General features: G+C 63.2%; 9 protein-coding genes and 1 tRNA gene. 5 read left to right on the top strand and 5 right to left on the bottom strand.

Annotated features, from left to right (window positions below; genetic code table 11):
* Positions 1-116: 116 nt before the first annotated feature.
* The gene (locus tag CDQ92_RS21495; protein WP_229667635.1) at positions 117-503 is read right to left on the bottom strand and encodes a DUF736 family protein; all 387 of its coding nucleotides are present in this window, start codon (positions 501-503) and stop codon (positions 117-119) included.
* Between the two features lie 313 nt (positions 504-816).
* Positions 817-892: transfer RNA gene (locus CDQ92_RS00560), tRNA-Ala, on the bottom strand.
* A gap of 96 nt (positions 893-988) precedes the next feature.
* Between CDQ92_RS00560 and CDQ92_RS00555 the strand changes: the two genes are divergently transcribed.
* Entirely contained in the window at positions 989-2,005 is a 1,017-nt protein-coding gene (locus CDQ92_RS00555) for an NADP-dependent oxidoreductase (RefSeq protein WP_088440485.1), read from the top strand.
* 193 nt (positions 2,006-2,198) lie between these two features.
* On the opposite strand, the gene CDQ92_RS00550 is transcribed toward CDQ92_RS00555, so the two are convergent.
* Positions 2,199-3,608: a DEAD/DEAH box helicase gene (locus CDQ92_RS00550; RefSeq protein WP_088439139.1), complete on the bottom strand. Its 1,410-nt coding sequence runs from the start codon at positions 3,606-3,608 to the stop codon at positions 2,199-2,201.
* A 121-nt stretch (positions 3,609-3,729) separates the two neighbouring features.
* Entirely contained in the window at positions 3,730-4,254 is a 525-nt protein-coding gene (locus CDQ92_RS00545; RefSeq protein WP_088439137.1) for a hypothetical protein, read from the bottom strand.
* A 189-nt stretch (positions 4,255-4,443) separates the two neighbouring features.
* Here CDQ92_RS00545 and CDQ92_RS00540 point away from each other — a divergent pair, with 189 nt between their 5' ends.
* From CDQ92_RS00540 to CDQ92_RS00530, 3 genes are all read left to right on the top strand, one after another.
* Complete coding sequence (locus CDQ92_RS00540) at positions 4,444-5,868, top strand: FAD-binding oxidoreductase (protein WP_088439135.1); 1,425 nt, start codon at positions 4,444-4,446, stop codon at positions 5,866-5,868.
* A 113-nt stretch (positions 5,869-5,981) separates the two neighbouring features.
* Positions 5,982-6,761, top strand: a complete 780-nt coding sequence (locus CDQ92_RS00535; RefSeq protein ID WP_088439133.1) for a SapC family protein — start codon at positions 5,982-5,984, stop codon at positions 6,759-6,761.
* A gap of 5 nt (positions 6,762-6,766) precedes the next feature.
* Positions 6,767-7,330, top strand: a complete 564-nt coding sequence (locus tag CDQ92_RS00530; RefSeq protein ID WP_088439131.1) for a cytochrome b — start codon at positions 6,767-6,769, stop codon at positions 7,328-7,330.
* Positions 7,331-7,348: 18 nt separating this feature from the next.
* On the opposite strand, the gene CDQ92_RS00525 is transcribed toward CDQ92_RS00530, so the two are convergent.
* Positions 7,349-7,558: a DUF1674 domain-containing protein gene (locus tag CDQ92_RS00525; RefSeq protein ID WP_088440484.1), complete on the bottom strand. Its 210-nt coding sequence runs from the start codon at positions 7,556-7,558 to the stop codon at positions 7,349-7,351.
* Between the two features lie 55 nt (positions 7,559-7,613).
* Here CDQ92_RS00525 and CDQ92_RS00520 point away from each other — a divergent pair, with 55 nt between their 5' ends.
* Positions 7,614-8,915, top strand: a complete 1,302-nt coding sequence (locus tag CDQ92_RS00520) for an RsmB/NOP family class I SAM-dependent RNA methyltransferase (protein ID WP_088439129.1) — start codon at positions 7,614-7,616, stop codon at positions 8,913-8,915.
* Positions 8,916-8,929: the final 14 nt, after the last annotated feature.

The following is an 8,929-nucleotide window of genomic DNA, read 5'->3' as shown; positions in this document are numbered from 1 at the left end:
GCGCCCGCTACCCGGCGAGGGGCTGCGGCACCGCCGCCGTTATTATGTGGAGCAGGAACACAGAAAAAGCGCCAGATAACCGCCACTTCCATCACCCCACTCCGCATAATCACGCGCTACGCATAATCCACACCCTCGGAATAGACCCGGAAATCGGGCTGGACGTCGCCGTTCTTCGAGGGGTTGGTGCGGATCTCGATGCTTGCGCGGATCGAGAGGGTCTTGAGCTGGCCCACGAAGCCTTTTTCAATGGTGCCGTTCACAAAGCCGATGGATGCCATTGGTCGTCTCCTTAAAAACTGCCGCGGAACCATCCCTGCGGCATGGGCGGACCAAGGACCGGAGCATGAGGCGACGCGCGAACCCGTAAGGGCCGCAGCAAAGCGGAGGAGTGCGGCGGCGCGATTATTTGAAAGCGCAGCGGCCGCGAGGAGCGTGCGCAGCACGCGGGGAAATAATTGCGCCGCCGCACTTTCGCGGGGCGCCGCGCCGGTCCAGGTCAATCGCCCGTCGCCGGGGATGGTGCTGCCGCCCGAGTGGAGCGACCACAAAACTATCGAACTGAACGATCGACCTCCGAAAATTGATTGGGCAGAGTGTTCGCTTCGACCTTCGACGGCGCCTGTTATCGCACGTCTGCACTCTCTTGAGCCCGCGCCAAATTTCGGAAGAAATGCTGGCCAGTTGCACTCATGTGGAGCTGCTGGCCGGCGTTGCCGAGCGTGCGTGAAGCGGGTCCAAGCAAACGGCTCGCACCCGCTTTTCCATATTCATTCCATACAAAGATGAATCTTTGTCGCTAAATCATTGTAATAATGGTGGAGCCGAGGGGAATCGAACCCCTGACCTCTGCAGTGCGATTGCAGCGCTCTCCCATCTGAGCTACGGCCCCGCGACCGCGGCGTAATAAACGCACCGCATTGCAGTGGCAACGGCTTTTCTGACCACCGCCGTCACCGCCATGCGAAATCAGGGAATGGGGGTTCCGATGAGCAAAGCCTGGCATTTGATCAGCCGCCCGCAAGGGCTTCCGACGATGGACAATTTCGCGCTGCGCGAGCTGCCTGACGCGCCGCTCGAACCAGACCAGCTCCGTGTCCGGAACCGCTGGCTGTCGGTCGATCCCTATATGCGCGGGCGGATGAACGACGCCAAAAGTTATGCCGCAAGTTTTCAGATCGACCAGCCGATGACCGGCGGCGCGATCGGCGAAGTGGTGGAAAGCCGGATGGAGGGCTTCTCGCCCGGCGACATGATCCTCCACATGGGCGGCTGGCGCGATGGCGGCGTCGTCGGCCTCGACATGATGCCGAACAAGCTGCCTGCCGATGCGCTGGCGGCGGGGCTGACCCCGCAGACCTTTCTGCACAATATGGGGCTGACCGGCGGCACCGCCTGGATCGGCCTGCTCCGCGTCGCCGCGGCGAAGCCCGGCGACACAATTTTTGTCTCGGCGGCGGCGGGCGCGGTGGGATCTGCCGTGGTCCAGATCGCCAAGGCGCGCGAAATGACCGTCATCGGTTCGGCAGGCGGCGCGAAAAAATGTGCGTGGGTCAAGGATCTGGGCGCCGATGCGGTCGTCGATTACAAGGCGGCGCCGGTCCTGTCGGGACTGACACAAGCGCTCGCTGATCTCGGTAAACCGGGCATCGACGTTTATTTCGACAACGTCGGCGGCGAACATCTCGACGCCGCCTTTGCGACCGCCAATGATTTCGCGCGCTTTGCAATCTGCGGGATGATCGACGTCTATAATGACGGCAAGGCGCAAGAGATGAAATATCTCATCCGCACGATACCGGCGCGGATCCGCATAGAAGGCTTTATCTACACCGATCAGTTCTTCGACTGCATGGAAGAATTTTACGCCGACATGGGCGGGCTGATCGCCAGCGGCGCGGTGACGATGCGCGAAACCGTGCACGAGGGAATAGAGTCAGTGCCTGATGCTTTTCTAGGGTTGTTCGCAGGCGAAAATATGGGGAAAATGCTAGTTCGGCTGTAGGTTTGTGGCCGCTAACGACCAAAACCAGTCGTCGCCCCTGCGAACGCGAGGGCCGCTGTCAGTTTACTCGGTGACGCAGGAATAGCCCACTTGCAGCCCCCGACTCCGCGGGCGCTTCGGTAGGCGAACGGCACCTAACCACCACCAAAACACGGCGGCTCCTGGGTTGGTCACCTAAACAGGCAGAAAATTCTCAGCTACCAAAACCGACCGACAGGAAACCCGGCATCGGGCCGTTCCAGCCGTCATCGGGACCGTCCTGATCGTCGCGACGCGGTGCGGGCGCCGGTTTCGGCGTAGCAGCTGATTTGCGATCATCGCGCGGCCTGGGCGCCTTTGCTGGGGCCGCTTTGGGCTCGTCGACTGGCTCCGCCGCAACCTTGTCCGGTTTCGAGGCGCCGCGGCCACGTCCGCCACGTTCCGAACGCCCGCGACGGGGCTTTTCTTCGGCTTCGCTGGGCGCTGCGGCGGCGGTTTCAGCCGCCGCCGCTTCAACGCCATGGACCGGGATCTTGTATCCGGTCAGCTTCTGAATGCTGTCGATCGCCTCGTCGTCCGATGGCGTCACCAGCGTGAACGCGCGCCCCTGCGCGCCGGCGCGGCCAGTACGCCCGATACGGTGGACATAATCGTCAGGGTGCCAAGGGGCATCGAAGTTGAACACGTGGCTGACGCCTTTGACGTCGAGTCCGCGCGCCGCGACGTCGGATGCGACCAGGATATTGATCGTGCCGTTCTTGAATCGGTCGAGCTCGGCGGTGCGGCTCGACTGGTCCATGTCGCCCTGAATCTCGCCAGCACTATAACCCGACCGTTGTAACGCCTTCGCCAGCTCGCGCACGGTCGTCTTGCGGTTGCAAAAGATGATCGCAGTGTGAACCTTCTCGGAATCGATCAGGCTGCGCAGCGTGTCCCGCTTGCCGCGTTCGGACGTCTTGACCAGAAACTGCTCGATATTTTCGTTGCGGCTCGCGGGGCGCGCGACTTCGACCGTCTTGGGGTTCGACAGGAACTTGTCCGCCAGCCGCTTGATCGGCGCTGGCATCGTCGCCGAGAACAGCAAGGTCTGGCGATTGGCAGGAAGCTTGGTGCAGATATTCTCGATGTCGGGGATGAACCCCATGTCGAGCATGCGGTCGGCTTCGTCGATCACCAGCAAATTGCATCCGGTCAGCAAAATCTTGCCACGCTCGAACAAATCCATCAGGCGGCCCGGCGTCGCGATCAGCACGTCGACGCCCTTTTCGAGCGCCTTGACCTGATCGCCCATCTGGACCCCACCGATCAGCAGCGCCATCGACAGCTTGTGATATTTGCCGTATTTTTCAAAATTCTCAGCTACCTGCGCCGCGAGTTCGCGCGTCGGCGCGAGGATCAACGAGCGGGGCATGCGCGCGCGGGCGCGGCCGTGAGCGAGAATGTCGATCATCGGCAGCACGAACGATGCGGTCTTGCCGGTCCCCGTTTGGGCGATGCCGATGATGTCGCGCATCATCAGCACCGAGGGGATAACGCCCGCCTGGATCGGCGTCGCTTCGTCATAGCCCGACTCGTCGATGGCGCGTAAAAGTTCGTCGGAAAGGCCGATCTCGGCAAATTTCATAAGTTTATCATGTCCGGAAAAAGAGGTGACGCTCAGCCTTCCACGCAGGCGGCGCTCCGCGGGCCTTGGGCAAATAGCGATGAAAAGTCAAGAAATGGCGACGAAAAGCGCGATTAGTCGCCTAATCCTCGTCGGGCACCGGAACCATCAGCCGAAACTTGTCGATCTCGCACTTGGCACCGGTCCGCGCATGGATCTGATCGCGATCCTCGCAAAGCTTCCCGTCCTTGCTGCCCTGCATGTAAAAGCCCGCGTAAAAGTCGAGTGCGCGGCACCCGCGGTTAAGCTGCGCGCGCAGCCGCTGCTTCTGCCGCGTGATGATGTCGATGCTGTCGCGCTGGGTCGCCTGCATCCCCATGATGTTGCGCATCGCCACGCATTTGGGCGCCTTTTTTTCTTTCCACACGATCGGGATTTCGGTCGCCCGCCGCGACCGCATCGGTCCCGCGGCAAAATTATTGAGTTGCGAACGCTGCGCCGGAACGCGGATGATCAACTGCTGTTCGATCACCACTTGCCAGAAGGACGTGACCTGCTCGGGCGTCGGCGCGGTCAGCGCGACCAGCGGTTCAGGTGCCGCAACAGGCGGCAAGGCGTCGGCGGCAGGCGCCGCCGCGGCAAACCAAAGGACAAGGGCGTTCAGCACAGCCGCGCCACCGCTCCTCTGGTATCCTGAAAATAAATGCTGCCCACCCGTAGCTCCCGCGTCCATAGTCGCTGGACGAAAACCTGATATTCATCCAACGCTCGCTTTAACAGCCATGATTGAACATCAAATGAACTATAATTGTCTTCCTAACCACAGGCGGTCGAACGCATTCGCGGGTGACCCGGTATGACGCGAGCGCCATCGCCTGCGCTGCTCGACGCACTTGCGAAGCTTTTGGGGCCAAAGGGATACACTACCGACGCCGATATCATGGCGCCCTGGCTGACCGACTGGCGCGGTAAATATACCGGACGCGCTGCGGCGATGCTGTCGCCCGGCTCAACCGAAGAGGTCGCTGCCATCGTGCGCCTGTGCGCCGATGCAGGGGTGGCGCTGGTGCCGCAGGGCGGCAACAGCGGCATGGTCGGCGGCGCCACCCCCGACGTCGGCGGTAACCAGCTGTTACTCAGCCTGCGCCGCATGAACCGGGTACGCAGCATCGACACTTCAGCGCGGAGTGCGGTAGCGGAGGCTGGGGTGATCCTCGAAACCTTCCATCACGAAGCGCTCACCCACGGCCTGCGTTTCCCCCTGACCCTCGGCGGCAAGGGTTCGGCGACGATCGGCGGCCTTGTGTCGACCAACGCAGGTGGCACCCAGGTGCTGCGTCACGGCACGATGCGCGCGCTGGTCGCAGGGATCGAGGCGGTACTGCCCGATGGCAGCATCTTCGACGGCCTCGCGCCGCTCAAGAAGGACAACCGCGGTTACGACCTGCGGCACCTGCTCTGCGGCGCCGAGGGAACGCTGGGCATCGTCACTGCCGCGACCCTCCATCTCGTTCCCGCCGCAGCCGCGCGGCGCACCGCGTGGATCGCGATCGATACGCCCCACCGCGCGCTCCTTCTGCTCCGCCAGCTCGACGCCAGCATCGGGCGCGAACTCGAAGGGTTCGAGATTATTCCGCACGGCTGCCTCGATGCTGTGCTGCGCCACATTCCGCAGACCCGCGCACCGATCGCCGCCAAGCATCCCTGGTATGTGCTGGCCGAACTGGCAGGTGCGAGCGATCAGGCGGTTGGGGACGCCTTGGAGCGCGAACTCGGCGCTGCCCTCGATGCCGGACTGATCCTTGATGTCGTGATCGCCAAGAACGACCGTGAGAGCGACGATTTCTGGCGCCTGCGCGATTCCATCTCTGAAGCCGAGCGTGCCGAGGGACCGGCATTGCAGCATGACGTCAGCGTCCCCGTCAACCTGATGCCGACGTTCATCGCCGACAATCCGGCTCGGCTGACTGCGGCTTTCCCTGGCGCCCGCGCGCTATCGTTCGGGCATCTGGGCGACGGAAATGTCCATCACCACGTCCAGCCGCCCGTCGGCGCAGACGGTCCGGCATGGCTCGCAAAGCATGGCACTGCGGTCAGTCGGCTGGTCTATGCGCACGTCATCGAACTTGGCGGCTCGATCTCGGCAGAACATGGCATCGGGCAGATGAAGCGCGATCTCCTCGCCGAACTCGACAGCCCGGCGCGGCTGGCAGCGCTGCGCGGGATCAAGGCCGGTCTCGACCCGGCAGGCCTCTTCAATCCGGGCAAGCTGATCGCCTGACCCCGCTCCCACCTCTTGCTACCGCCCCCCTTGCGCCGCGCGGCGCAGGTCAATAAGGCGCGCTGTTATCTTGTGCGTCCCGGCTGGTCGGGACACCCTACCGGAGTTTTATCATGGCCACTGCGCCCGCCCCTGCCAATCTGCCGCTTTTCTACAAGGATCTGTTGCCGCTTTCGAGCGTGGATCACGCCGATTTCCACGCACGTTCGCTGGACAACGCCGATTTCCTGGTCAACCAGCATGCGGTTCCGCTAACCTCGGACGAATTTGTCTCGGCCTGCCGCCATTATCCGATCGTCTTTTCGGCGGGTGATAATCCGGTGCCGCTGGCGCTGATGGGCCTGAACGAAGGCGTCAACACGTTCGTCGATGATCAGGGGAAGCTGGTCAATCCCGTTTATGTCCCGGCCTATATCCGTCGCTATCCGTTCCTGCTCGCGCGCCTGCAGCCGGATTCGGACGAGCTCTCGCTGTGCTTCGACCCGACCTCGGGCGCCGTCGGAAAGTTCGACGAAGGCGACGCGATGTTCGAAAATGGCCAGCCGACCGCACCCGTTCAGGCGATCCTCGAATTCTGCAAAATGTTCGAAGAAGCCGGGCAGCGCACGGGTGCCTTCATGGATGAGTTGAAAAAGGCGGACCTGCTGATGGAAGGCGAAGTCAGCATTCAGCAGGAAGGCAATGACAAGCCGTACGTGTATCGCGGCTTCCAGATGGTGGACGAAAACAAGCTGCGTGAGCTGCGCGGCGATGTCCTGCGCAAGATGATGCAAAACGGCATCCTGGCGCTGATCTTCGCCCATCTTTTCTCGCTTCAGCTGATGCGCGAGGTTTTCGCCGAGCAGGTAAAAGCCGGCAAGGTGCCCGAGTATCAGGAAGTCCCGACAGTCTGAGAGGCATGACCGCGATGGCCACCTTGGCAGAAACCACCGGCACCGCCGGACCGCGTTACACCAAGGTGGCCATCTGGCTTCACTGGCTGATCAGCCTGGCGGTCATCGCCAATATCGGCCTGGCCATGTTGACCGAGGGTTTGCCGCGCGAAACGCAGCGCACCGCCATGGATGTGCACAAGGCGTTGGGCATCACCGTGCTCGCGTTGACCGTCATTCGCATCGCGTGGCGGCTTGGCCACCGCCCCCCACCCCTGCCCGCCACGATTCGGACGTGGCAGCGGTTTCTGGGCAAGGTCACCCATTTCCTCTTTTATGCGCTGCTGATCCTGCTGCCGCTGTCGGGTTGGGTGTGGATGTCGGCGGCGGGGCGACCAATTGATTTCTTTGGCCTTTTCGCTATCCCGGTGATTGTCGCGCCGAACGAAGGTCTGGCCGACGTAATGCACGACCGTCACGAGGTGTTGGGTTTGACCATGCTGGCACTCGCCGCAATTCATATTCTCGCCGCGGTGAAGCATCAGTTTGTCGACCGGACCGGGCTAATCGGGCGAATGAATCCTTTTTGACGCGCGCTTGTCGCGACGTCAAAAATCGATGGCAATGCCCTTGAGTTCCCAGTCACCATAGCGCACCGGATTGCGGCCGCCGGGTTGATCCTCGGCCTTTTCCTCGCGGATCGGCGCCGCCGGTGGTACCGGGCTGTTGGTCCAGTCGGCAGGCGCCTTCACATGCGCCGGACGTTTCGCCGCGCGCGGCGTGCCGCCGATGGTTTCTGTTTCGCTGCGTTCAGTCATAACGCGCATCATATAGGATTTTTCATGCCTCACGCCAGCCTCGCCGACCATCGACATGGTTGATCGCCCGCGCCGCCCCAAACAGCGCGGGCAGCATGAACCTGACCCTGCAGGCACCGCACCGCGCCGCGCTGCATTGCGTCTGGTCGACGCGGTCCTGCGCCGGGGCGACCCGCTTGACATCGCGATGCACGCCGCGGCGCAGGGACTGACCGGCGCCGACCGCGCCTTTGCCGTAGCGATCGCGTCCGAAACCTTGCGCTGGATGGTCGACATCGACGCGCTGATCGACAGCGCGACGGCGCAGATCCTGCCCGACGACGTCAAATCACGCACCGTGCTGCGGATTGCGCTCGCACAGCTGCTCGTCCTTAAAAGCCCTGCCCATGCCGTCGTGGCGACCGCGCTGCCGCTGGTAGCGGGCGGACCGAGGCGGCTGGTTCACGCGATCCTCTCGCGCGCGCAGCAGGACCAATGGCAACTCCCCGAACGCGCCACCCTACCTCTGCCCACCGCCGAGCGATGGGCCGAGCAATGGAGTCTGGCGATGGTCGAAGTCGCTGAGGCGGGCTGGAGCACGCCGCCGCCGATCGACCTCAGCTTCGCCGCCGAACCAGGTGCGGACGAGTGGCCTGACGCCATCTCACTCGCGCCGCGCCATCGCCGCCTGCCGCGTGGACAGGCGGTCGAGGCGATGCCGGGTTATAGCGAAGGCGGTTGGTGGATTCAGGATCTGGCGGCGAGCCTTCCCGCTCGGCTGCTGGGTTCGGGCGGAGGGCACACCGTGCTCGATCTGTGCGCCGCGCCTGGTGGCAAGACGATGCAGCTGGCAGCCGCCGGTTGGCATGTGGTGGCGGTCGATTCCAGCGCCAAGCGCCTCGAACGGCTCAGCGCCAATATGGCGCGCACGGGGCTGGCCGCCGACATCGTGCAGGCCGACATCCGGTCATGGGCGCCCGCCGCACCTGCCGATGCGGTACTGCTCGACGCCCCCTGTTCGGCCACCGGTATCTTCCGCCGCCATCCCGACGTCTTGCACCGGATCGAGCAACGCCAGATCGAGGAAATGGCGGTGCTGCAAACCGAACTTTTCGCCCGCGCCGCGCGCTGGGTCAAATCCGGCGGTACGTTGATTTATGCCACCTGCTCGCTGGAGCGGACCGAGGGTGAGGATCAGGTCGCGACGTTCCTGAAACATCACCCATTGTGGCGCGTCGATCCGGTGCGCGCGGAGGAGCTGCCCGAAGCCATCGCGCCCGATAAGAATGGTTTTGTCCGCACCTTGCCCGGTGTCTTGAGCGAAGCTGGAGGCCTCGACGGCTTTTTCGTGGCGCGGCTACGCGCGCCAGCTAGCTGAATCCACCTCCCCCC

Source organism: Sphingopyxis bauzanensis (genome assembly GCF_002205675.1).
Lineage (GTDB): Bacteria > Pseudomonadota > Alphaproteobacteria > Sphingomonadales > Sphingomonadaceae > Sphingopyxis > Sphingopyxis bauzanensis.
Note: the sequence above shows the minus strand (reverse complement) of the source record. Positions and strands in the feature narration are given on the sequence as shown.